The sequence below is a fragment of the Pseudarthrobacter sp. NPDC055928 genome (assembly GCF_042270935.1).
GTDB lineage: Bacteria > Actinomycetota > Actinomycetes > Actinomycetales > Micrococcaceae > Arthrobacter.
Window position 1 is genome coordinate 1 of the sequence record NZ_JBHJZH010000022.1, and the last position, 23,446, is coordinate 23,446.

Sequence of the window (23,446 nt, forward strand, 5' to 3'; positions counted from 1 at the left end):
GCCGCCATCTGGCGGACGCCGGCCCCTTGTGCGTTTTCCCGGCTGGCAGCGCACGCGCTTTGCTGCCAGCTGGTGCCGTCAGCCGGCGACGGCGGCCCGCAGGGCCAGGATCCGGTGCAGCTGATCGCGTTCTTCAGCCTGGTGCAGCGCAACATCGCGGCCGCTCAGGATGCGCTGCCGGGTGAAGGCGAGCTGCGTGGCTGCCTTCACGAAGGCCTTCATCTGCGGCCGCCGGTTGTAGCCGGCAGCCCAACTGAGTGCAGTGCGCCTGCCGCCTGGCGTCGCGAGGAGGTCGACTTCGGCAGGCGTGAACCAACCTGCCGCGGCATACTCCAGCAACCGCTGCCGGGTGAGGCGGTTTTCGGCGACGCGCAGCAGGATGACCACGCCAATGAACAGCACAAAGATGGGCACCTGGATGAGGATGTAGTCCGCGAGGAAGCCCTGGCCCATGCTGTTCCACCGGTTGTGCAGGAACATCGCTGGAAGCAGGCCCACCACAAACGCCGCAACCGACGCGCCTGTGTGCCAACGCCGGGCCGCAAACCCCATGATGAGGCCGGTTGTTCCGGTGAAGATGGCGTGGGCGAACGGTGACATCACCCCGCGCAGGAGGAAGATCTGGGCCAGGTCGGTGGCGGGGCTGGCAGACTCTGCGATGGCCCGGCCGAAGTACAGGATGTTCTCCGTGAACGCGAATCCTCCGGCAATCGTGAACGCGAAGACCACCCCGTCAACCGGTCCGTCGAAGTGCCTGCGCGCCATCAGGAGCAGCAACAGCAGCCCGAGGGACTTGGCGAATTCCTCAACGACCGGTGCCTGGACAGTGGCCATGTACGTCTGGATGTCGGGTTCGTCGGAAAACTGGTAGGTGAGCGCAAAGAACGGCTGGACGAGCAGCGTGACGGCGATCGATACTGCGGCGCCCCAGGTGAACGCAAAGAACAGGAGTCTTTTTGGTTCCGGCTCCCACCGGTCGATCACGTGGACTGTCAGGAGCACCGCGGACAGCGGGAGCAGCGAGGCGATGAAACCCACCATGAACCCGGCGGTTCCCGTGTTGGCCAGGAGGAACGGAACCACCAGGAACAGGCTGAGGAATGCCAGGGCACCGCCGCCGATCATCAGTACCAGCAGGCCCGCACGGCTCGGGGGAGCGACCGGGCCCTGCCGGCCCTGGGCGACCGGCTGGACCACGGAATGGACCGGGCCGCCTGCATTGCCCGGCACCGGCCGGTAGTACTCCGGCTGGACGTGGCCCATCCAACTGGGGTTCGCCTGGCTGGGAAGAGGTCCCTGCGGTCCGGAGGGTCCTGGCTGGCCGGGACGGTGATGGGGGTGCATCGACATAAGGAAAGCCTATGGTGCGTCCATCATGGCTCAAAGGCGCAGCTTGCGGTGTGGCAAGGCGCAACGCAGGGGCGGGGCCCGGATGTGACCATTAACGCGCTCCTCCGGCAAGGGACGGCACCGCGCCGTGTGGTAATTTTGGAACGCAAATAATCCTTCTTTTAATTCCGTCCTGTGAGGCGGGGAAAGGGGAGACGAGCGTTGACTTCTGTCACAAGCGCACCGGTTCCAGCCAGGGTTGTCCTCAACCAGGCAGACATTGACCGCGCCCTCACTCGTATCGCCCATGAGATCCTCGAGGCCAACAAAGGCTCCAAGGACCTGGTGCTGCTGGGCATTCCGCGGCGCGGCTATCCGCTGGCACTCCGGCTGGCCCGCAAGATTGCTGCCGCTGACCCCACCGTTGACGCCGCCGCGATCGTCGGACAATTGGACGTCACCATGTTCCGCGACGACCTCTCCCACCAGCCCACCAGGCCTCCCTATCCCACCCAACTCCCGCGCACGGGGATCGACAACAAGGTCGTGGTGCTCATCGATGACGTGTTGTACTCCGGCCGCACCATCCGTGCCGCCCTGGACGCCATCATCGACCTCGGCCGTCCACGGATCGTCCGGCTCGCCGTGCTGATCGACCGTGGCCACCGCGAGCTTCCCATCAGGGCCGACCACGTGGGAAAGAACCTGCCCACGTCCTCCGCCGAGAAGGTCCGGGTTCGCCTTGAGGAAACCGATACTTCCCCCGACGGGTCCACGGTCAACGAAGTGGTTATCGAGGGCGGCGCGTGAAACACCTCCTCTCAACCGAAGACCTGAGCCTGTCCAACGCCATCCGCATCCTCGACACCGCCGAAGAAATGGCCGCCGTGGGGGACCGTGAGGTCAAGAAGCTCCCGGCCCTGCGTGGCCGCACCGTAGTGAACCTCTTCTTCGAAGACTCCACCCGCACCAGGATCTCCTTCGAAGCGGCCGCCAAGCGGTTGTCCGCCGACGTCATCAACTTCGCGGCGAAGGGGTCTTCAGTCTCCAAGGGTGAGTCCCTCAAGGACACAGCCCAGACACTGGCCGCCATGGGAGCGGACGCCGTAGTAATCCGCCACTGGGCTTCCGGTGCGCCCCACCGCCTGGCCGCCACCGACTGGATCGATGCCGCGGTCATCAACGCCGGGGACGGCACCCACGAACACCCCACCCAGGCACTCCTGGATGCCTTCACCATGCGCCGGCACTGGGCGAAGCTCGCCGGCACCGGATCCATCGGAGCGGACCTGTCGGGCATGCGCGTCGCCATTGCCGGAGACGTCCTGCACTCCCGCGTAGCCCGCTCCAACGTCTGGCTGCTCCGCACGCTCGGCGCGGAAGTCACGCTCGTTGCCCCGCCCACCCTGCTGCCCATCGGCGTCGAACAGTGGCCGTGCAAGGTCAGCTACAACATGGATGAGACCCTTGAACAGGGAGTGGACGCCGTCATGATGCTGCGCGTGCAGGGCGAGCGGATGAACGCCTCGTTCTTCCCCTCCACCCGCGAATACTCCCGCCGCTGGGGTTTCGACGACAACCGGCTCCGTGCCCTGGACAGCCTGGGGCTCAAAGACACGATCATCATGCACCCCGGCCCCATGAACCGTGGCCTGGAAATTTCCGCAGCCGCCGCGGATTCGCCCCGCTCCACCGTGCTGTCGCAGGTGAAGAACGGCGTCTCCGTCCGGATGGCCGCCCTGTACCTGCTGCTCTCCGGGGATACCCGCGAACCAGCCGCCACCCCCACTAAGGAGAGCAACTGATGGCAGAGAATAACGGAACCTACCTGATACGTGGCGCAGCGGTACTGGGCGCCGGCGCCGAGGACCTCCTTATCCGCGACGGCGTCATCGCAGCCCGGGGAACCGGCGCCGCCACGCACGCCGACGCCGACGGTGCCACCGTCATTGAGGCAGCGGGCCTGGTGGCGCTGCCCGGCATGGTGGACGTCCACACGCACCTGCGCGAACCCGGCCGCGAGGACGCCGAGACCGTCGAAACGGGTACCCGCGCGGCCGCCCTTGGCGGCTACACCGCCGTGCACGCCATGGCCAACAGCACCCCCGTGGCGGATACCGCCGGAGTAGTGGAGCAGGTCTACAGCCTGGGCCGCGCCGCCGGCTGGGTGGATGTCCGTCCGGTCGGCGCAGTCACTGTCGGGCTTGCGGGGGAACAGTTGGCCGAGCTCGGTGCCATGGCCGACTCCCGCGCCCGCGTCCGCATGTTCTCCGACGACGGCATCTGCGTCCACGATCCTGTCCTGATGCGCAGGGCCCTCGAATACGTCAAGGCGTTCGACGGCGTCGTGGCCCAGCATGCGCAGGAGCCGCGCCTCACCGCCGGCGCCCAGATGAACGAGGGCGAAGTTTCCGCCGTCCTCGGACTTACCGGCTGGCCGGCGGTCGCCGAGGAGAGCATCATTGCACGCGACGTCCTGCTCGCCCAGCACGTGAACTCGCGCCTCCACGTCTGCCATGTATCCACCGCCGGTTCTGTGGAGATCATCCGCTGGGCCAAGGAGCGCGGCATCAACGTCACCGCCGAGGTCACCCCGCACCACCTCCTGCTCACTGACGACCTCGTCCGCAGCTATAACCCCGTCTACAAGGTCAACCCGCCGCTGCGGACCGACGCGGACGTACAGGCACTGCGCGCCGGCCTCGCCGATGGCACCATCGACGTCGTGGGCACCGACCACGCCCCCCACCCCAGCGAGCACAAGGAATGCGAGTGGGCGCAGGCCGCGATGGGCATGACCGGGCTGGAAACCGCGCTGTCCGTGGTCCAGCACACCATGATCGAAACCGGACTGATGACCTGGGCCGACTTCGCCCGGGTGACCTCCACGGCCGCAGCACAAATCGGCCGGCTGGCGGACCAAGGCCGCCCCCTCGAGGCTGGCGAGCCCGCCAACCTCATCCTGGTGGACCCCAACGCCCGCTGGACCGTTGACCCCGCCAAGATGGCAACCATGGGCCGCAACTCGCCGTTTGCCGGCCTGGAACTGCCTGGCAAGGTGGTGGCCACGTTCTACAAAGGGCACCCCACTGTCCTGGACGGCCAGCTCAACACCCCCTACCGCGAAGTGGCGGGCGTCTCCTGATGGACACCAAGCTCCTCACCGGCATCATCACGGTGGCGATCATCGCCGTGGTCCTGCTGATGATCTGGACCGGGTGGCGGAACCGCCTCAAGCGGCAGGCCGACGTCGAGCAGTTACCTGCAGTGCCCGAGGCACCCGGAACGGCTCTCGAGGTAGCGGAAGGCCAGTACGTCGCATCAACCACCGCGGGGGACTGGCTGGACCGGATCGCCGTGCACGGGCTGGGCATCCGGACCAACGCGACCCTCTCGGTCTACGCCCATGGTGTGCTTTTTGACCGGTCCGGGGCGCCGGCGGTCTACATTCCGGCCGCGGACCTCACGGGCGTGCGGCAGGACAGCGGCATGGCCGGCAAGTTCGTGGAAAAGGACGGCCTCCTGGTTCTCAGCTGGAGGCTGGGCTCCCATGAGCTGGACACCGGCTTCCGTACTCGCCGCGCCGCAGACAAAACAGCCCTTTTCGAATCCCTTCAGCAATTGATCTCCGCGGCCCCCCAGGCTGATCCCCAGAGTGGAAAGTAAAACAGTGACACAAACAGCAGCAGAAAAAGTGGATGCCACTCCAGCAGTTTCCACCCCGGCAGCGCTCGTTCTGGAGGACGGCCGCATCTTCCGCGGCACCAGCTACGGCGCCACCGGCACCGCCTTGGGCGAGGCGGTCTTCGCCACCGGCATGACCGGCTACCAGGAGACCATCACGGACCCCTCTTACGCCCGCCAACTGGTGGTGCAGACCGCGCCGCACATCGGAAACACCGGCGTCAACAGCGAAGACGCTGAGTCCCGCCGCATCTGGGTAGCCGGCTACATCGTCCGCGACGCCGCCCGCCGCCCCTCCAACTGGCGGTCGGAGCGATCTCTTGACTCCGAACTCGTCGAGCAGGGAATCGTGGGCATCCAGGGCGTGGACACCCGCGCCATCACCCGCCACCTGCGCGAGCACAAGACCATGCGCGCCGGCATCTTCTCCGGCGACGCCGCCCAGGCCACCGACAAGGAACTCCTGGACACCGTCCTCGCCAGCGCTCCCATGGAAGGCGCGCGCCTGGCTGAGGAAGTCAGTATCGATGAGGCCTACGTCGTTGAGCCCAAAGACCACGGCTGGGATGGCGACGCCCGGTTCAGCATTGCCGCAATCGACCTTGGCATCAAGGCGATGACCCCCATCCGGTTCGCGGAACGCGGCGTGCGCGTCCACGTGCTGCCCGCCACCGCCACCCTTGAGGACGTCAAGGCCGTCAACCCGGACGGCTTCTTTATGTCCAACGGCCCGGGAGACCCCGCCACCGCCGACGCCCAGGTCAAGCTCCTGCGCTCGGTCCTGGACGAGAAGCTGCCGTACTTCGGCATCTGCTTCGGCAACCAGATCCTGGGCCGCGCCCTGGGCTTTGGCACCTACAAGCTGCGCTACGGCCACCGCGGCATCAACCAGCCCGTGATGGACCGCCGCACCGGCAAAGTGGAAATCACCTCGCAGAACCACGGTTTCGCCGTGGACGCACCGCTCGACGGCGCCACTCAGGCCCCGGAGGAGCGGTACGGCCGCGTCGAGGTCAGCCACGTCAGCCTGAACGACGACGTCGTGGAAGGACTCGCGTGCCTGGACATCCCCGCCTTCTCGGTCCAGTACCACCCCGAGGCGGCAGCCGGACCGCACGACGCCGCCTACCTCTTCGACCGCTTCATCGACCTGATGGAAGGTACCCGCGATGGCAGGACCGCGGGCCTGTCCAAGGACCCGGTTGACGCGAAGCACCCCGCCGATCCGACCACGACTGACAACAAGACTGAGGACAAGAAGTAATGCCCAAGAGAACTGACCTTAAGAGCGTCCTGGTCATCGGTTCCGGCCCGATCGTCATCGGCCAGGCCGCCGAATTCGACTACTCCGGCACCCAGGCACTTCGTGTCCTCAAGGAGGAGGGCCTGCGCGTCATCCTCGTGAACTCGAACCCGGCCACCATCATGACGGACCCGGAGTTCGCCGACGCCACGTACATCGAGCCCATCACCCCCGAGGTGGTGGAGAAGATCATCGCCAAGGAGCGTCCGGACGCAGTCCTGCCAACCCTGGGCGGCCAGACGGCGTTGAACACGGCCATCGCGCTGGACAAGAACGGTGTGCTGGAGAAGTACAACGTGGAACTCATCGGCGCGAACATCGCCGCCATCGAGCTCGGCGAGGACCGCGAAAAGTTCAAGGGCGTTGTGGAGCGCTGCGGCGCGGAATCTGCCCGCAGCCACATCATCCACACCATGGACGAGGCCCTCAAGGCCGCCGAAGACCTGGGCTACCCCATGGTGGTGCGTCCGTCCTTCACCATGGGCGGGCTGGGTTCCGGCCTGGCGTACAACGAGGATGACCTCCGCCGCATCGTGGGCCAGGGCCTGCAGTACAGCCCCACCAGCGAGGTTCTGCTCGAAGAGAGCATCCTCGGCTGGAAGGAATACGAGCTCGAGATGATGCGGGACAAGAACGACAACGTGGTTGTCGTCTGCTCCATCGAGAACTTCGATCCCGTGGGCGTTCACACAGGCGACTCCATCACCGTGGCGCCAGCACTGACCCTCACTGACCGTGAGTACCAGCGGCTCCGTGACATCTCCATCGCAGTGATCCGCGAAGTCGGCGTCGACACCGGCGGCTGCAACATTCAGTTCGCCATCGAACCGGACACCGGGCGTGTGGTGGTCATCGAGATGAACCCGCGTGTGTCACGCTCCTCGGCGCTGGCATCGAAGGCTACCGGCTTCGCCATTGCCAAGATCGCCACCAAGCTCTCCCTCGGCTACACGCTTGACGAGATCCCGAACGACATCACGCAAAAGACCCCCGCTTCCTTCGAACCCACGCTGGACTACGTGGTGGTCAAGGTTCCGCGCTTCGCGTTCGAGAAGTTCCCGGCCGCCGACAACACCCTCACTACCACCATGAAGTCCGTGGGCGAGGCCATGGCCATGGGCCGGAACTTCACCGAAGCGCTGCAGAAGGCTCTCCGCTCCCTGGAACAGAAGGGCTCGCAGCTGGACTTCAGCTCCGTCCCGGAATGGGAAGTCCCGGAACTCATCGAAAAGTCCAAGCGCCCCACCACGGAGCGGCTGCACCAGGTCCAGCGGGCCATGCTCGGCGGCGCCACCGTGGAGGAGCTGTATGCAGCCACCAAGATCGATCCGTGGTTCCTGGACCAGCTCCAGCTGCTGAACGAGATCTCCCGTGAGATCCGCGAGGCCGGCGCCTTGACCGTGGACATGCTCAAGCGCGCCAAGCGCCACGGCTTCTCCGACGAGCAGATCGGAGCCCTGACGCACAACTCCGAGGCCGTGGTCCGGGGTGTGCGCCAGGCGCTGGGGATCCGTCCCGTCTACAAGACTGTGGACACCTGTGCGGCCGAGTTCGCCGCCTACACCCCCTACCACTACTCGGCCTACGACGAGGAGGACGAGGTAGCGCTGCACTCCAAGCCGTCGATCCTGATCCTTGGTTCCGGTCCGAACCGCATCGGCCAGGGCATCGAGTTCGACTACTCCTGCGTCCACGCCTCCATGGCGCTGCGCAAGGCCGGTTACGAGACCGTCATGGTCAACTGCAACCCGGAGACGGTCTCCACCGACTACGACGTCTCCACCCGCCTGTATTTCGAGCCGCTGACCCTTGAGGACGTCCTGGAGGTCATCGCCGCAGAGGAACGCACCGGCGGCGTCATGGGCGTGTTCGTGCAGCTTGGCGGCCAGACCCCGCTGAAGCTGGCGCAGCAGTTGGCCGACGCCGGTGTCCCCATCCTGGGCACGTCGCCGGAGGCGATCGACCTCGCCGAGCACCGCGGTGCGTTCTCCCGCGTCCTGGACAAGGCCGGCCTGATCTCCCCGAAGAACGGCACCGCCGTGTCTTTCGAGGACGCCAAGAAGATCGCTGACGAGATCGGCTACCCCGTCCTGGTCCGCCCGTCCTACGTGCTGGGCGGCCGGGGTATGGAAATCGTCTATGACGAGGCCAACCTCTCCCGCTACATCGCCAACGCCACCGAGATCACCCCGGACCACCCGGTCCTGATCGACCGGTTCCTGGAAGACGCCGTCGAAATCGACGTTGACGCGCTCTTCGACGGCACGGACATGTACCTTGGCGGCATCATGGAGCACATCGAGGAGGCCGGCATCCACTCCGGCGACTCCGCCTGTGTCCTGCCGCCCATCACGCTGGGTAACAACGTCCTGGAACGCGTCCGCACAGCCACCCGCGCCATCGCAGAAGGCGTGGGCGTGCGCGGCCTGATCAACATCCAGTTCGCCCTCGCCTCGGACGTCCTCTATGTCCTGGAAGCGAACCCGCGTGCCTCCCGCACCGTGCCGTTTGTGTCCAAGGCCACCGGCGTCCAGATGGCCAAGGCCGCAGCCCTGATCGGTACAGGCGTCACTATCGGCCAACTCCGCAGCGCGTACAAGATGCTGCCGGAAACGGGAGACGGTTCCACCTTGCCGCTGGATGCGCCGGTGTCCGTCAAGGAAGCCGTGCTGCCGTTCAGCCGCTTCCGTACGCCTGAAGGCAAGGTCGTCGACTCCCTGCTCGGCCCGGAAATGCGTTCCACTGGAGAAGTGATGGGCATCGACAAGCACTTCGACACCGCGTTCGCCAAGAGCCAGGCAGCCGCCAACAACGCGCTGCCCACCGAAGGCAAGATCTTTGTCTCCGTGGCCAATCGGGATAAGCGGTCCGTGATCATGGGCGTCAAGCGGCTTTCGGACCTTGGCTTCGAGATCGTGTCCACCGGCGGTACGGCTGATGTCCTGCGCCGCAACGGCATCCAGGCCACCCCGGTGCGCAAGGTCGCCGAAGGCAGCAGCGCCGAAGGCGAGGGCACCATCGCGGACCTCGTCATCGCCGGCGACATCGACATGGTGTTCAACACTCCGTCCGGCGGCGAAGCCCGCAGCGATGGCTACGAACTCCGCGCAGCCGCCACCTCCATCGGCATCCCCTGCATCACTACTGTGGCTGAATTCAACGCGGCAGTGCAGGCGATCGAGGCCATGCGCACGTACGAGTGGTCCGTGACCAGCCTGCAGGAGCACGCCGCGGCGCTGGCCGCGTCACAGCTCGCCGCGTCGCAGGGCACGGCAGTGCACCATGCCTGACGCCGGATCCGCAGTAACCAGCTCCACAGTCCGGGAGCCGTTCGGCTCCCGGCTGGGGGCGGCCATGGCCGCCCGCGGGCCGCTGTGCGTGGGCATTGACCCGCACCCGGCGCTCCTGAAGAGCTGGGGATTGAACGACGACGCCGCCGGGCTGAGGCGCTTTTCGCTGACGGTCCTGGAGGCGGTCGGTTCGCTCGCTGCCGCGGTCAAGCCACAGGTGGCACTCTACGAACGCCACGGCTCGGCCGGCATGGCCGTCCTTGAGGAGTTCCTCGCCGCGGCACGCGACGAGTCGGTGCTCACCATCGCCGACGCCAAGCGCGGCGACATCGGCTCCACCATGGCCGCGTACGCTGACGCCTGGCTGCGGGACGGGTCGGCACTGGCAGCCGACTCCGTGACGCTCAGCCCGTACCTGGGGTTTGAATCCCTCCGCCCCGCCCTGGACCTCGCGGCCGAATACGGCCGCGGTGTATTCGTCCTGGCACTGACATCCAACCCGGAGGGGGCGTCCGTGCAGCACATCGGCGGGGGCGACTCCGTGGCCCGGCGGATCACCGAGGCGGCTGCTGCGGAGAACCGCCGCTACGACGGGCCCCTCGGGTCCGTTGGACTCGTGGTCGGGGCCACCGTGGGTTCTGCGCTGACTGACCTGCAGCTGGACCTGCAAGCCGTCCGCGGGCCCATCCTTGCCCCGGGGCTGGGGGCGCAGGGCGCCACCGGGGCTGACCTGCGCACGACGTTCGGTCCGGCGTACCCGCAGGTGCTGGGGACATCCAGCCGCGACATCCTTGCCGCCGGCCCCGATATACGGGGGCTCCAGGAGGCCGCCCTGCGGACGCTTGAGGGACTTCGCGAAGGCTAGCCTGGCGTAGCGCCGGTCCATTGATTCGCGGGGCACCAGAGGGTAGGTTTCAGGACAAGTCCAATGGCGGCCGCCTTGGATGCATCCGAGAAAACCGGGGGTGTCCTCCATGAGCCTGCGACCGTTATCCGCGTCGGAACGCGCGGACGCGCTGCAAAAGGCAGCCGCTGCCAGGGCGGCCAGGGCGGCGGCAAAAGAGCGGCTCAAGAACGGCGAGACGTCGGCCGCGGACATCATCAGTTCGGCGGCCGGCGACGACGCCCTTGCGAGGATGCGTGTGGCCGAGCTCCTTGAGGCGCTGCCTGGCATCGGCAAGGTGCGGGCCGCGGCCATTATGGAGCAGCTGGGAATAGCCGCTTCCCGGCGGGTCCGGGGGCTGGGCATTCACCAGCGCCAGGCGCTGGTAGATTTTATAGACGAGAAGTAGGGCGTGCCACGGTTCGCCCCATCCGAACCGCCGCAAAGGAATATGTGAGCAAGAAACCGGGACTGACAGTCCTCGCAGGTCCGACGGCTGTTGGCAAAGGCACCGTGTCCACCTACATCCGGGATAACTACCCCGAAGTCTGGCTTTCCGTATCGGCCACCACCCGCGCTCCGCGGCCCGGTGAGCAGGACGGCATCCACTACTTCTTTAAATCGAAGGAAGAGTTCGAATCCCTGGTCGCTGCCGGGGAGTTCCTGGAATGGGCTGTGGTCCACGGCCAGAACACGTACGGCACGCTGAAAAGCACAGTGAACGAAGCCATCGCCGACGGAAAGTCGGTTCTGTTGGAGATCGACCTGCAGGGTGCCCGACAGGTCAAGGCGGCGGTCCCGGATGCCCAATTCGTCTTCCTCGCGCCGCCGAGCTGGGACGAAATGGTGCGCCGGCTGGTAGGCCGCGGCACCGAAACTGCGGAGGAACAGCGGCAAAGGCTGGAAACCGCTAAACTAGAACTTGCCGCTGAACCGGAGTTTGACCACACCGTCATCAATGATGACGTTCGCCGGGCAGCGGACGAGCTTGTTTCACTCATGGGGCTGACACCGCACCCGCACTAGTTGCCGGTAGCAGTCGGCCCGTTAGAATTTGGAGAATTCGTGTCCACGAACCTTGAAGGCATCATCAACCCGCCGATCGACTCGCTGCTTGAGGCAGCTGATTCCAAGTACGGCCTGGTGATCTTCGGTGCCAAGCGTGCACGTCAGATCAACGCTTACTACGCCCAGCTGCACGAGGGCCTGTTCGAATACGTCGGCCCGTTGGTCGACACCAAGCTCAACGAGAAATCACTCTCGATCGCCCTGCGTGAGATCAACGAAGGCAAACTCGTTTCCACGCCGATCGAAGCCGCAGAGTAATTACACAGACTGCCTGTTGACGGAGGTCACGTGCGCATAGTCCTCGGAGTCGGGGGAGGGATTGCCGCCTACAAGGTGGCATCGCTCCTCCGGCTTTTTACTGAAGCCGGCCATGACGTCACGGTGATTCCCACGGAAGCGGCTACCCGCTTCGTGGGAGTCGCTACGTGGGAGGCCCTGTCCGGGCACCCCGTCAGCAACAGCGTCTTCGACGACGTCCACCAGGTCAACCATGTGCGGTTGGGTCACGAAGCGGACCTCATCGTGGTGGCACCGGCGACGGCGGACCTGCTGGCGCGTGCCGCCACCGGCCAAGCCAACGACCTCCTCACGAACACCCTCCTGATGGCCAGTGGTCCGGTGCTTTTTGCCCCGGCCATGCATACGGAGATGTGGCAGCACCCGGCCACGCGCGCCAATGTGGAGACATTGCGGGGGCGGGGCGCCGCAGTCCTGGAGCCCGCCTCCGGACGGCTTACCGGCTCTGACTCAGGCCCTGGCCGCCTGCCCGAACCGGAGGCCATCTTCGACGCCGCCATCGCCCTGGCCCAGGGCAGGTCCGACTATCAACTGCCGCTCGCCGGAAAAACGGTCACCATCAGCGCCGGCGGAACCCGCGAACCACTGGACCCGGTGCGCTTCCTGGGAAACCGGTCATCGGGCAAGCAGGGCGTCGCCCTGGCCGTTGCCGCCCGCAACGCGGGAGCTTCGGTCCGGCTCCTGGCTGCACATATGGAAGTGCCGCCGCCGGCCGGTGTTGAAGTAGTGGAAGTGGAGACTGCGCTGCAGTTGCGGGAAGCCGCGCTGGCCGCTGCAGCGGATTCCGACGTCGTCATTATGGCCGCCGCGGTGGCCGACTTCCGTCCCGCCGAGATATCCGGCACAAAAATAAAGAAGCGCGACGACGCCGCTGACCCCGTCATCTCCCTCGTCCGGAATCCCGACATCCTGCACGAACTGGTGGAAGTACGCGATGCCGCCCACGACCAGGCGCGCCGAAGCCAGCTGATTGTGGGCTTCGCCGCGGAGACCGGTGACGGCGAGGGGGATGTGCTGGCGTACGCCGAGGACAAGCTCAGGCGCAAGGGCTGCGATCTGCTGGTTGTCAACCATGTGGGCACGGATAAAGTCTTTGGCCAGGACACCAACGCCGTCGTCATCCTTTCGCGCTCCGGCTCCGAACCCCAGGAGGCTTCAGGATCAAAGACCGAAGTCTCTGCCGCCGTTATTAGCCGGATCGGCTATGAGCTGAACCACGTTTCGCACCGCGCCTGACGGCAGGCCGGCAACGTTTCCTTAGCATGGGGACACACGCTGCCGGACGCCCGTTTCCCAACCAGTAAGGTAGTTGAGTGACTTTACCGCTGCACATTCCCCACACCCACGGGGCCACGCCCTCGGCGCTCCGGCTCTTCACCTCCGAGTCGGTGACTGAAGGCCACCCGGACAAGATCTGTGACCAGATCAGCGACGCCATCCTCGACGCCCTGCTGGCTGCGGATCCGGAGTCCCGCGTCGCCGTCGAAACCATGGCCACCACGGGCCTGGTCCACGTTGCCGGCGAGGTCACCACGGACGCCTACGTTGAGATCCCGCAGATCGTCCGCGAGACCATCCTTGGCATCGGCTACGATTCCTCGGCCAACGGCTTCGATGGCGCACGTTGCGGCGTGTCCGTCTCCATTGGGCAGCAGTCAAACGACATCGCCGGCGGCGTGTTCAACTCCCTCGAGGCCCGCGAGGGCCGCCAGGAGGATGACTACGATCTCCAGGGCGCCGGCGACCAGGGCCTGATGTTCGGCTACGCCAGTGATGAAACGCCGTCGTACATGCCGACGCCGATCTGGCTCGCGCACCGCCTGTCCGAACGCCTGACCGAAGTGCGTAAGTCCGGCGAGCTTTCCTACCTCCGACCCGACGGCAAGACGCAGGTCACTGTGGGCTACGACAAGGACATCCCGGTCTCGGTGGAAACCGTGGTCATCTCCAGCCAGCACGCCGAAGGAACCAGCCTGGACCGGCTCCGCGCCGACCTCGCCTCCTTCGTGATCAATCCGGTACTGGCCGCCGCCAACCTGGACATCTCGCGGGCAGCCAACATCCTGAACCCCGCGGGAGAATTTGTCATCGGCGGACCCGTCGGCGACGCCGGCCTGACCGGACGCAAGATCATCGTTGACACCTACGGCGGCATGGCCCGCCACGGCGGCGGCGCGTTCTCGGGCAAGGACCCGTCCAAAGTGGACCGTTCGGCCGCCTACGCCATGCGCTGGGTTGCGAAGAACGTGGTGGCCGCAGGCTTGGCAAAGCGCGCCGAAATCCAGATTGCCTACGCGATCGGCCAGGCCCGCCCGGTTGGCACGTACGTGGAAACGTTTGGCACGGAAACCGTGGACCCGGCGCGGATCAGCGCCGCGATCGCCGAAATCTTCGACCTCCGCCCGCGTGCCATCATCGACGCCCTGGATCTCAAGCGGCCCATCTACGCCAAGACTGCGGCACACGGCCACTTCGGCCGCGACGATCCCGACTTCACCTGGGAGCGCCTGGACCGCGTGGACGATCTCAAGGCCTTCTTCAACGCCTAGCCTGCCTAGCCGACCAAGCCTTCCGCCCGGCCCGGCTGAAAATGTCAGGGCAAGGTGGTTGGTTGGTTGTGTCCAGTCAGTAAGGAACGCCGGAGTCAGTGTCCGGCAACCAACCTGGCCCGCGCCGGATGCTGTAGGGGGTAGCCGACATGGCAAGAGATAAGGCTGTCCAGGCAGAGCCTGACGTTCCCGGCGGTGTGCAGATGTCCCTGCTCCAGGGTTTCCCGCCGCGCACGCCGCAGACCGGTCCTGCCCTGGCCGCGCGCCTCCCGGTTGCCAGGGTGCTGGTGGAGTCGGCGTTGCCCCACCTTGACCGCCCGTTTGATTACAGTGTGCCGGCGGACCTCGATGCCGCTGCCCAGCCCGGAGTGCGGGTCAAGGTCAAGTTCAGTGGCCAGGAACTGGGCGGTTTCATCATGGAACGCGCCGCCGAATCCGACGCCGGCCATACCCTGGTTCCGCTGTACAAGGTCATCTCGCCGGTGCCTGTCCTGACTCCGGCCGTCCGGGACCTGGCCTCGGCAGTCGCCGCGCGCTACGCCGGAACCCTCAGTGATGTGCTGCGCGCTGCGGTTCCGCCGCGGGTGGCCAAGCTTGAGAAGGAGTTTCTGGCCCGTTCCGTGGAGGCAGAGGCATCAGGCCCTGGTGCTGCGTCGCCGCAGGGCCGGGGTTCTGACGTCGAAGATACAGCCGCAGCCGCTAACCATGCCGTGTCCGGCGGTTGGGAGGCGTACCGCAACGGTGAAGCGTTTGTCCGTCACCTGAGGGAAGGCGGTTCTCCGCGCGCGGTGTTCAGTCCCCTCCAGGGCTTTGGGCGTTCGGCGTGGCCGCAGCTGATCGCTGAAGCCATCGCTGCGGTCCGCGGCTCCGGCCGGGGTGCTGTGGTGGTGGTTCCCGACTACCGTGACCTGGACCGCCTCGAAAAGGCGCTGGCGGCACTCCTGCCTGCCGACGACGTCGCCCGGTTGACCGCCGAGGACGGCCCAACACCGCGGTACCGGAACTTCCTGCGCGTGCTCGACGGTTCCGCGCAAGTGGCCATCGGCACCAGGTCGGCGGCATTCGCGCCGGTCCGCGACCTCGGCCTTGTGGCGTGTTGGGACGACGGAAACGACCTCCACATCGAGCAGCGTGCTCCCTACGCGCACGCGCGCGACGTCCTGCTCCTGCGCGCCGGCCAGGAAGGCACGGCTTGCCTGATGGCGGGTCACAGCCGCAGCACAGAGTTGCAGCGGCTGGTGGAAACGGGCTGGGCCATGCCTGTGGTCGCCGAACGCACGGCAGTCCGCTCCACCGTACCCAGGGTCTTGAACACTGCAGACAGTTTCGAACAGGAACGTGACCCACTGGCCCGCATCGCCAGGCTTCCCGGGGCAGCCTGGCGCGCCGCGAAGGAGGGCCTGGAACGGGGGCCGGTCCTGGTCCAGGTGGCCCGTGCCGGCTACGCACCGTCGCTGGTGTGCGAAACCTGCCGCGAGCTGGCGCGCTGCGGATCCTGCCAGGGCCCCTTGGCCATTGCCGGTGCCAGTGGCAGCGCCGCAATGCCCCAGTGCCGCTGGTGCTCCACCCCGGCCCCGGACTGGGAGTGCAGCCATTGCGGCGGCCGCCGGCTCCGCAAGGGCGCCACCGGGGTGATGCGGACCGCCGAGGAATTGGGCCGGGCGTTCCCCGGCAAGGCGGTGGTCACCTCCTCAGGGGATCACGTAAAGACAGATGTCGGCAACGGAAAGGTCCTCGTGGTCGCCACGGTGGGTGCCGAGCCGGTAGCGGACGGGGGATATGCCGCAGCACTGCTCCTGGACGGCGACTCGCTTCTCCGCCGCGAAAACCTCCGGGCGGGGGAGGACACCGTCCGGCGCTGGTTCAACGCCGCCGCCCTGGTGCGGCCCGCCTCCGACGGTGGGCTCGTGGTGATCACGGCGGCCGATACCGCCGCGGTTGGCGCCTTGCTGCGCTGGGATCCCGCCGGTTATGCCCAGCGTGAACTGGCGCTCCGGGTGGAGCTCCAGTTGCCCCCGGCGGTCCGGATCGCCTCCGTCACGGGCCCGCGTGCCGCCGTCGTGCATTTCACCGAGGGTGTGGAAAAGCAGCTGGAGGCAGACGGGGTGACCCTGCGGACGGCAGGACCGGCGCCGGTGCTGCTGGTCGGCGCGGCCACGCCCCAGCGGCTGGGCGAAGACGTCCGCACGCTATTGTTCTTCCCGTATGGGCAGGCAGCGAAGGTAACCCGGGTGTTGCGTGCCGCCCGTGCAGCGGCTGCGGCCAAGCGGATCGAGGAACCGGTACAGCTCCGCCTGGACGGGGTGGATGTCCTGTAGTGCGGTCGGCTCGGCTAGGCCGCTCAGGCCGGATGAGTCGGACGTTTCCGGCCGCCTGACCGGGCCGCCACGATGTCATGGGCCACGTCAACCAGTTGCCGGGCGGATTCATCCCAGGTGAACTCTGCCGCCCGCGCCACGGACCGCCGCGACACGTCCTGCCAATGCTCGCCGTCGCGTAGTTTTTTCACGGCGGTGGCAAACTCCGCGGCGGAGCCGGGGTCAACGTAGGACGCAGCGTGGCCGCCAACCTCCCGGAAGATGGGGATGTCGCTGGCGATGACCGGTGTGCCCAGTGCCATCGCCTCCACGAGTGGCAGTCCGTATCCCTCCGCCCGGGAGAGGCTCACCAGGGCAGTTGCGCTCTTGAGCAGGGTGGCGTACTCGTCGTCAGTCACCCCATTATGGAACACCACCTTGGCGCCCTGGGGCACCATGATCTCCAGTTCGGCCCTGCGTTGGGGGGTGATCCTGCTGAGCAGGTGCAGGGTGAAGTCGGGCAGTTCGGCCATTCCGGCCACCATGGTCTCCACGTTTTTGTAGGGCATGAACGAACCCATGTAGATGAGCGAGTGCTCCGCACCGGCGGCTGCGTCCCGGGGCTCCTGGTCTGGTTGCGGTGCGTTGCTGATGATCCGCACGGGGCGGCTGGTGAGCCGGTACTTGGCCATCAGCGCTTTCGTGGTGCTGCTGATGGTGGCCACGATGTCAGCCCGGTTGAGCAGGAGCCGCTGTGGCCAGTACGCCTTGTGGTAAAGGCGCCACAGGACGCGCACGGGTGCTGGCAGGAATCCCGGCGGGGCGGGGTGCTCATAGTAGATGAGGTCGTGCAGGGTCAGGACCAGTCCGTACTTTCGGCCCCACGTGCCCATGGTCTGCATGGGACACACCACCACGTCAGCTTTGAGCGGGTTGATCTTCCGCGCCACGAAGAGCTCCATCGGGGAGAGCGGGCTGTTGATCAGCGTGTAGGGAACGTCGGGGAGCAGGGCAAGCTGCCGGTGATCGCTGATGAGCATGGACACGTCGGCGATCTTTGCCGTTGCGGCTATCAGGCTGGCTCCATAGCGGCTGATTCCGTCGTGGTGGTCGGTCCGGGTGAAGCGGGCGTCGACGACTATTTTCACGCGGGGTGGTCCTTAAGGAAAGTGAGGATGAAGCCGGCGGCCGGCGCGGGCGTTTCGTAGTGGATCAGGTGCCCGACGCCGGGGATCACCTTAAGGGTGCCGTCAGGCAGCAGCGCGGCGAGGCGGCGCTGGTCAGGCAGCATCGCAATCTCGTCCTTCTCGCCGGCGATGAGCAGGACCGGCAGTGACAACTGCCCGGCCACCTCGGCCACATTTCCGCTGACGGAAGCTGTGAAGGATTCCAGCAGGCTGTCCCGGTCGGCGAATGCGCTGAAGTAGGCATGGTGCTGGCCGTGGATGAACCGGCGAAGCTCTTTGTCACGGGTTTTGGCCATGGCCTCGCTCATGACGCGGACGATCAGGGGGCTGCGGAGCAGCGCAAGGCCCAGCCTCCGGGGGAGCCGGGCCGCGAGCCGATAGTAGAGGACGGCAAGTTTCGTCATGATCCCCTTCGGCCCCTCCAGCGCCGGTGCCGCAATCGGGTTGATGAGGATCAGCGGTGACACTGCACCGGGGTGGGCTGCCACGAAGTGCGCGGCAACGATGGACCCGAACGAATGGCCCAGCAGCACGGTGTCCGGGCCGAGGCCCAAGGCAGCCATAAAGTCAGTGATGAACGTGCCGTAGTGCTCCACGGAATGGGTTCCTGAGGCAAAGGCCCCGGAGCTGCCGAAGCCGGGGAGGTCCGGCATGATGATCCGCATTCCGGGCAACTGGTCCGCAACCCTGAGCAGCCCATGGTGATCACCCCTGAAGCCGTGGATCACCAGAATGGTCCGTGTCTCCGGTGTCGCCTGTACCGGTTCATAGGTCCAGTAGGCCACGGTGCTGCCGTTGAGCTCTATCTCAGAGGCCTGGGTCCGGGCCGCGAGTTCATGGCTGAAGTAGGACGGCGTGGTGGGAGGCGGGGAGTCAGCTGTTTTCATGGCCCTCGGTCCTAGTTGACGTTGTCAGGGTGGGACCCGGTGCGGTATCCCCGGTCAAGTTCAGCGAGCGCAGTCATGTCGCGGTCCGAAAGCGCAAAGCGGAAGACGTCCAGATTTTCGCGGATCCGGGGCTCCGAGCTGGCTTTGGGGATGGCGATGTGGCCCAGCTGGACATGCCATCGCAGAATGACCTGTGCCGCCGTCACCCCGTGTTCGGCAGCGCAGGCCAGGACCACGGGGTCCGCCAGGACCTGCCCGCGCCCCAGGGGGCTCCACGCCTCCGTCAGGATACCGAGTGCGGCATGCAACTCCCGGAGCTCAGCCTGTTGGAGCCAGGGATGCAGTTCGATCTGATTGACGGCCGGCACAACCTCCGCCGTCTGCAGCAGTCGGTCCAGGTGGGCGGGCTGGAAATTGCACACGCCGATGGCACGCACTTTGCCTTCGCGATACAGAGTTTCCAGGGCGCGGTAGGTTTCCGTGAAAAGCCCGCGCCGGGCGCAGGGCCAGTGGATCAGGTACATGTCTATGTAGTCCAGGCCGAGGTTCACCATGGAGGTATCGAACGCATGGAGCGTTGCGTCATAGCCCTGGTCATCGTTCCAGACCTTCGTGGTAATGAAAACGTCCTCGCGGGACAACGCGGGGGCAGCTTCCCCTGAGCCGCCACTTCCGGTTCCGCCGTCGTACCCGAAGGAGGAGCTGATCCCGCGGGCCACTCCGGTTTCATTCCCGTACATGGCTGCGGTGTCGAAATGCCGGTAACCGGCGCCCAGTGCCGTGGCCACCAGGGCGGACGCCTCCGCGACCGGAACCTTGTACAGCCCATATCCCAACTGGTCGATCAGCACGCCGTTGTTCAGGCTGAGCCGGGGAGAGGTTTTCATAGCAACGACTCTACCCATTCTGTACACAGACTCCGTCAGGTGGGGCCGTCGAAACTGACCAGGCGCCGCGCGCTTGCTTCATCAAGGATCAGGTCGGTCGCCAGCCCCGCGGTCAGGGCTCCGCGCAGGCCATTGATCTTCGACGCCCCGGACACCACGCAGATGCGGCGCCGGACCTGCTTCAGTTCCGCGAGCGCAGGGCCGGTGGACCGTTCATTGAGTACGATGCCGTCAGAAGACCCGTCACCACGGAAAAACACGGTTGCGACGTCGCCCACAACATCCGATTCTGCAAGGATCTTGAGATCACTTTCGTCCAAATAGCCCCCTGCGTAGACGTGACTTGGAAAGTCGGCGTCCACCGAACCCACGCCGAAGATCGCCATGCTCATCCTTGACTGGAGCTCCAGGATCCGTTGCACGCTGCGTTCATTCCACATGGCCGTCTTGGTCGCTGCGTGGTCAAAAAACGCCGGTACCGGGAACTGCTCCACCCGGGCGCCGTAGGCACTTCCGAAGCGGCGCATGATGTCGCTGGCGTACGTGATGCCCGTAGTGTGCATATTCCCCGCACCGTTGAGTTGGACAATGACGGTGTCGTGGGTGATCTTGCGGGTGAGGTGCCGGCTCACTGCGCTCAGCGTGGAGCCCCAGGCCACCCCGATGATGGCGTTGGAATCCACCAGCGGCCCGATCGTTCGTGCGGCCTGCATGGCTACGCGGTCCAGGGTTTCAGCTTCGTTCAGGGTTTCCAGGATTGGGACAACGTGCACGTCCACGTTGTACTCGTCCCGGATCATGCCCTCCAGTTCCGGGCCGGTATCCATTGGATTGCGGATCTGGATCTGGACGAGGCCGGAGTCCCGGGCCGAGGACAGGAGCCGGGAAACCGTGGAACGGGACGTGCGCAGTTCCCGGGCGATGGCGTCCATGGTGAGGTCCTGCAAGTAATACATCTGCGCGGCCCGCAGGGTGTCGGAGTGGCGTGAGGGTGACATGGGGAATCCATTCTGCACGTTTGTGCATAGAGGTTGACTCTATTTTCCATTACTTCAAACAATAGTGGGAGACCTGCGGTTCGCCAGGCGGCAGCCGCATACACCAAACCCAAGGGAGTTGTTTTGGGAACCCATGATTTGTTCGGCCACAGCGGAGCCAAGCCGTCTGCAGCCTCCGGAGCGCGTTCTTCAGTGCAGGCCCTGCGGCAGCGTCCGCGGGCAAAAGTGCTCATCGTCGGCGGCGGAATCAACGGCGTGGGCACGTTCCGCGATCTTGCCCTGCAGGGTGTCGATGTTGCCTTGGTGGAGCGCGGAGACTACTGCCAAGGTGCCAGCGGCGCCTCCTCGCACATGATCCACGGCGGCATCCGCTACCTGGAAAACGGCGAGTTTCGGCTGGTCCGGGAATCAGTGGTGGAACGAAACCGCCTGCTCCGCATCGCGCCCCACTACGTGAAGCCACTCCAAACCACGATTCCGATTTTTAGTACATTCTCCGGGGTGCTGTCGGCCCCGTTGCGCTTCCTGACGCACAAGCAGCAGGGCAAGCCGAAGGAGCGCGGTGCGTTCCTCATCAAGGTGGGGCTCAGCCTTTACGATTCGTTCTCCCGTGACGGCGGATCCGTTCCCCGCCACCAGTTCCGGGGCCGGAAGCGTGCACTGGCCGAACTGCCGCACCTCCACCCCGGCATCAAATATGCGGCCACCTACTTTGATGCGTCTGTGCACAATCCGGAGCGACTCACCCTGGACGTCCTCCAGGACGGGGAGAAGGCCGGGTTGGGCGTCGACGGCCCCGCTGACGCCACGGCCCGGGCCAGCAACTATCTTTCGCTGCAGTCCATGACAGCCGCCGCGGCACCCGGCAGTACCGGCCGCACCGCGGGAAGCACCGTCCAGTTGCGCGACGAGCTCACCGGCGACGTTTTTGACTTCACCGCGGATGTCATCGTCAACACCACCGGGGCCTGGGTGGACCTGACCAACGGGGCGATGGGCGCCGGCTCCCAGTTCATGGGTGGCACCAAGGGCTCGCACATTGTCTTGGACCACCCCGAACTGCTCGAAGCATGCCGTGGCCGCGAAATCTTCTTTGAGCACACGGATGGGCGGATCGTCCTGATCTACCCGATGGGGGACAGGGTCCTGGTGGGAACCACCGACGTGGAGGCCGACATGGGCCAGGACGCGGTGTGCACCGACGGCGAGATCGACTACTTCCTTGAACTGATTAGCCACGTCTTCCCCGACATCCCGGTGAACCGCGGGCAGATCGTCTACACGTTCTCCGGTGTCCGCCCGCTCCCGCGGCACGACGCAACCCAGCCAGGATTTGTCTCAAGGGACTATCGGATCGAGCGGCGCGAAGGGGCGGCAGGCGCCGTCGTTCTTTCCCTGGTGGGTGGCAAGTGGACAACGTTCCGCGCGCTGGCCGAGCATATGGCCAACGACGTGCTCGCCGAATTGGGGATGGAACGGAAGGTTTCGACGGCGAAGCTCGCCATCGGAGGCGGGACCGGCTTTCCTGAGGACGAGGCGGGGGTCCAGAAATGGATTAAGGCCCACATGTCCGCCAGCCGCGACGCCGACCGGACCGCGGTCCTGCTGACGCGCTATGGCACCCGCGCCGAGGAAGTCATGGACTACCTCGACGCCGGAGCTGACCGGCTCCTGCACTCCACGCGCGAGCTCAGTGTCCGCGAGCTGGAATTTATGGCCGCCAATGAGCAGATCGGGCACCTCGCAGATGTGCTCATCCGCCGGACGTCCCTTGCCTTCCGCGGCCTGGTGACGGGTGAACTGCTGCACGAGGTGGCGGAGGTGCTCGCCGGTCCGCTGGGTTGGGATCCCGCCACAACGGCCGCGCAGATCCGGGCTGCGCACGACGTGCTGGAGCGTCTCCACCGAGTAGAGATCCACAGTTTGGTCGCCTAGGCAACCCGGCTGAAAGCCGGGGCACCACCGTGCCCCGGCCCTACGGTCGGTCCTGCAACCGCGATGGACCGACGACAGATATAGAGGAGTCAAAGATGTCTCTTGGAATTGTTTTCCTTTCCGAAGTCTTCGGAACTGCGATGCTCACCCTCCTGGGTTGCGGCGTGGTCGCCAACGTTGCCTTAAAGGGCACCAAAGGCTACAGCGGCGGGTTCCTGATGGTGACCTGGGGGTGGGGCATCGCCGTTTTCGCGGGTGTTTTCGTTGCTGCCAAGTCCGGCGCACACCTCAATCCCGCCGTCACCCTCGGGATCCTGGTTGAGGGCAAACGGCCCTATGCCCCAGAGGTCCCGATTGATGTTGCTTCAACCCTGACGTACTTCGGCGGCGAAATGCTGGGGGCTTTCCTCGGCGCAGTGGTCTGCTGGGCCGCCTATAAGCAGCACCTCGACGCCGACCTCGAGACGGCCAGTAAACTGGGCGTGTTCTCCACCGGCCCGGCGATCCGCTCCACGCCGTGGAACCTCGTCACCGAGATCATCGGCAGTTTCGTGCTGGTTTTTGTGATCCTCACCCTCGGCGGAACTCCCTCGGGCCTGGGACCTCTTGCCGTCGCCCTGCTCGTGGTGGGCATCGGTGTTTCCCTCGGCGGACCCACAGGCTACGCCATCAACCCGGCCCGTGACCTGGGGCCGCGGATTGCTCACGCTTTGCTTCCCATCAAAGGAAAGGGCACCAGCGACTGGGCCTACTCGTGGATTCCCGTAGTGGGACCCCTGGCAGGTGGTGCCCTGGGCGGTATTGTCGCCAGGATAGCCCCGATCATCATTACTGCCGCCGCCTGACCGTTCA

The 23,446-nt window shown here is 65.8% G+C and carries 20 protein-coding genes; 15 read left to right on the plus strand and 5 right to left on the minus strand.

Annotated features, from left to right (window positions below; translation table 11 throughout):
* Window positions 1-78: 78 nt before the first annotated feature.
* The gene (locus tag ACFC25_RS20590; RefSeq protein ID WP_376048582.1) at window positions 79-1,350 is read right to left on the minus strand and encodes a PrsW family glutamic-type intramembrane protease; all 1,272 of its coding nucleotides are present in this window, start codon (window positions 1,348-1,350) and stop codon (window positions 79-81) included.
* 201 nt (window positions 1,351-1,551) lie between these two features.
* Here ACFC25_RS20590 and pyrR point away from each other — a divergent pair, with 201 nt between their 5' ends.
* From pyrR to ACFC25_RS20655, 13 genes are all read left to right on the plus strand, one after another.
* Window positions 1,552-2,139, plus strand: a complete 588-nt coding sequence (gene pyrR, locus ACFC25_RS20595) for a bifunctional pyr operon transcriptional regulator/uracil phosphoribosyltransferase PyrR (protein ID WP_337348590.1) — start codon at window positions 1,552-1,554, stop codon at window positions 2,137-2,139.
* Window positions 2,136-3,134: an aspartate carbamoyltransferase catalytic subunit gene (locus ACFC25_RS20600; protein WP_337348589.1), complete on the plus strand. Its 999-nt coding sequence runs from the start codon at window positions 2,136-2,138 to the stop codon at window positions 3,132-3,134. The genes pyrR and ACFC25_RS20600 overlap by 4 nt, the downstream gene beginning before the upstream one ends.
* Complete coding sequence (locus tag ACFC25_RS20605; RefSeq protein WP_376048586.1) at window positions 3,134-4,474, plus strand: dihydroorotase; 1,341 nt, start codon at window positions 3,134-3,136, stop codon at window positions 4,472-4,474. Before ACFC25_RS20600 ends, ACFC25_RS20605 begins: the two co-directional genes overlap by 1 nt.
* Window positions 4,474-4,995: a hypothetical protein gene (locus ACFC25_RS20610; protein WP_337348587.1), complete on the plus strand. Its 522-nt coding sequence runs from the start codon at window positions 4,474-4,476 to the stop codon at window positions 4,993-4,995. The genes ACFC25_RS20605 and ACFC25_RS20610 overlap by 1 nt, the downstream gene beginning before the upstream one ends.
* Complete coding sequence (gene carA / locus ACFC25_RS20615) at window positions 4,976-6,277, plus strand: glutamine-hydrolyzing carbamoyl-phosphate synthase small subunit (RefSeq protein WP_376048696.1); 1,302 nt, start codon at window positions 4,976-4,978, stop codon at window positions 6,275-6,277. The genes ACFC25_RS20610 and carA overlap by 20 nt, the downstream gene beginning before the upstream one ends.
* Complete coding sequence (gene carB / locus ACFC25_RS20620; RefSeq protein ID WP_337348585.1) at window positions 6,277-9,606, plus strand: carbamoyl-phosphate synthase large subunit; 3,330 nt, start codon at window positions 6,277-6,279, stop codon at window positions 9,604-9,606. Before carA ends, carB begins: the two co-directional genes overlap by 1 nt.
* Entirely contained in the window at window positions 9,599-10,471 is an 873-nt protein-coding gene (gene pyrF / locus ACFC25_RS20625) for an orotidine-5'-phosphate decarboxylase (RefSeq protein ID WP_337348584.1), read from the plus strand. Before carB ends, pyrF begins: the two co-directional genes overlap by 8 nt.
* 109 nt (window positions 10,472-10,580) lie before the next feature.
* A complete protein-coding gene (gene mihF / locus ACFC25_RS20630; RefSeq protein ID WP_337348583.1) occupies window positions 10,581-10,898 on the plus strand; it encodes an integration host factor, actinobacterial type in 318 nt (105 codons plus the stop codon).
* Window positions 10,899-10,942: 44 nt separating this feature from the next.
* Window positions 10,943-11,515, plus strand: coding sequence for a guanylate kinase (gene gmk, locus ACFC25_RS20635; protein ID WP_337348582.1), 573 nt, complete (start codon window positions 10,943-10,945; stop codon window positions 11,513-11,515).
* A 39-nt stretch (window positions 11,516-11,554) separates the two neighbouring features.
* Window positions 11,555-11,815, plus strand: coding sequence for a DNA-directed RNA polymerase subunit omega (gene rpoZ / locus ACFC25_RS20640; RefSeq protein ID WP_003800778.1), 261 nt, complete (start codon window positions 11,555-11,557; stop codon window positions 11,813-11,815).
* A 30-nt stretch (window positions 11,816-11,845) separates the two neighbouring features.
* Window positions 11,846-13,090 carry a bifunctional phosphopantothenoylcysteine decarboxylase/phosphopantothenate--cysteine ligase CoaBC gene (coaBC, locus tag ACFC25_RS20645; RefSeq protein WP_376048593.1) on the plus strand — a complete coding sequence of 415 codons (1,245 nt, stop codon included), beginning with the start codon at window positions 11,846-11,848 and terminating at the stop codon, window positions 13,088-13,090.
* 77 nt (window positions 13,091-13,167) lie between these two features.
* Window positions 13,168-14,403 carry a methionine adenosyltransferase gene (gene metK / locus ACFC25_RS20650; RefSeq protein ID WP_337348580.1) on the plus strand — a complete coding sequence of 412 codons (1,236 nt, stop codon included), beginning with the start codon at window positions 13,168-13,170 and terminating at the stop codon, window positions 14,401-14,403.
* Window positions 14,404-14,552: 149 nt separating this feature from the next.
* The gene (locus ACFC25_RS20655; protein WP_376048596.1) at window positions 14,553-16,721 is read left to right on the plus strand and encodes a primosomal protein N'; all 2,169 of its coding nucleotides are present in this window, start codon (window positions 14,553-14,555) and stop codon (window positions 16,719-16,721) included.
* Between the two features lie 23 nt (window positions 16,722-16,744).
* On the opposite strand, the gene ACFC25_RS20660 is transcribed toward ACFC25_RS20655, so the two are convergent.
* The 4 genes from ACFC25_RS20660 to ACFC25_RS20675 are packed head-to-tail and all read right to left on the minus strand — an operon-like array spanning window position 16,745 to window position 20,659.
* On the minus strand, window positions 16,745-17,848 hold the full coding sequence (locus ACFC25_RS20660) for a glycosyltransferase family 4 protein (protein WP_376048599.1): 1,104 nt from the start codon (window positions 17,846-17,848) through the stop codon (window positions 16,745-16,747).
* Window positions 17,845-18,774, minus strand: coding sequence for an alpha/beta fold hydrolase (locus tag ACFC25_RS20665; RefSeq protein WP_376048602.1), 930 nt, complete (start codon window positions 18,772-18,774; stop codon window positions 17,845-17,847). Before ACFC25_RS20665 ends, ACFC25_RS20660 begins: the two co-directional genes overlap by 4 nt.
* An 11-nt stretch (window positions 18,775-18,785) precedes the next feature.
* Entirely contained in the window at window positions 18,786-19,661 is an 876-nt protein-coding gene (locus tag ACFC25_RS20670; protein WP_337351178.1) for an aldo/keto reductase, read from the minus strand.
* A gap of 35 nt (window positions 19,662-19,696) precedes the next feature.
* Window positions 19,697-20,659, minus strand: a complete 963-nt coding sequence (locus tag ACFC25_RS20675; protein ID WP_337348575.1) for a sugar-binding domain-containing protein — start codon at window positions 20,657-20,659, stop codon at window positions 19,697-19,699.
* Window positions 20,660-20,782: 123 nt separating this feature from the next.
* Here ACFC25_RS20675 and ACFC25_RS20680 point away from each other — a divergent pair, with 123 nt between their 5' ends.
* Window positions 20,783-22,594 (plus strand): glycerol-3-phosphate dehydrogenase/oxidase, encoded by a 1,812-nt coding sequence (locus tag ACFC25_RS20680; RefSeq protein WP_376048606.1) that lies wholly within the window; start codon window positions 20,783-20,785, stop codon window positions 22,592-22,594.
* 95 nt (window positions 22,595-22,689) lie between these two features.
* The gene (locus tag ACFC25_RS20685) at window positions 22,690-23,439 is read left to right on the plus strand and encodes an MIP/aquaporin family protein (protein WP_337348574.1); all 750 of its coding nucleotides are present in this window, start codon (window positions 22,690-22,692) and stop codon (window positions 23,437-23,439) included.
* Window positions 23,440-23,446: the final 7 nt, after the last annotated feature.